General features: G+C 61.4%; 1 protein-coding gene. It reads right to left on the bottom strand.

Annotation, left to right across the window (positions count from 1 at the left end; all coding sequences use genetic code 11):
* Positions 1-629 (bottom strand): hypothetical protein (locus DESPIG_RS14170; protein WP_006009466.1); only part of this gene is annotated, 629 nt, incomplete at both ends.

Below are 629 nucleotides of genomic sequence, written 5' to 3'. Positions count from 1 at the left end.
GGAAAAACGCGCCATTATGCAGGCTGATGTAGCGCTGTCCGTGGGTAATACTGCCGTCGTGATAGCGACCCACTTCGTCAAGGGCCGTCACCTCAAGACGAGTCTCCACGTCCTCCCGCACGTCCAATACTTCCCGGCACCGTGCGGAAAGCCGCGTGTTCAGGGTGTCAACGGCGGGAGTCTCAAGCGTTCCGTGACGGCCCTGTCCGTCATAAAGCAGCGCCCCGTTGTGCAGTGGCGTATAATGCACCGCGTCCGCCATGACGGGCCGCACGGCCACGTCCAGACTCTCAAGCCGGGCATCATGCAGATGGCCGAAAGGTTCCCAGCGCGTGTACGGGTTGGCGCCGTCGTGGAAAAGCCGCCCGTCATGCGCCCGGAACAGGCCGTTGTCATACCGGATGGAACCGTCATGCAGCGGAAAGCCCCACTTGCGCCGGTCTTCATACTCAGGCTTGACGGCAAGCCATACGCCGTCCGCTTCCGTGAAAGCCGTTTCGTCTTCAAAGCTGGTTTTCCAGGACATGGCCCGCAGGATGGAACGCGCGGGCTTGTATTCGTTCACCAGCCAGCGGAACCAGGCCAGAATATCCGCGTTCAGCCCCTGTTCCGGGATTTCCACCAGCTTC

The sequence above is a fragment of the Desulfovibrio piger ATCC 29098 genome (assembly GCF_000156375.1).
Taxonomy (GTDB): Bacteria; Desulfobacterota; Desulfovibrionia; order Desulfovibrionales; family Desulfovibrionaceae; genus Desulfovibrio; species Desulfovibrio piger.
The sequence above is the reverse complement of the archived record's forward strand: the minus strand, read 5'-3'. Positions and strand labels throughout refer to the sequence as shown.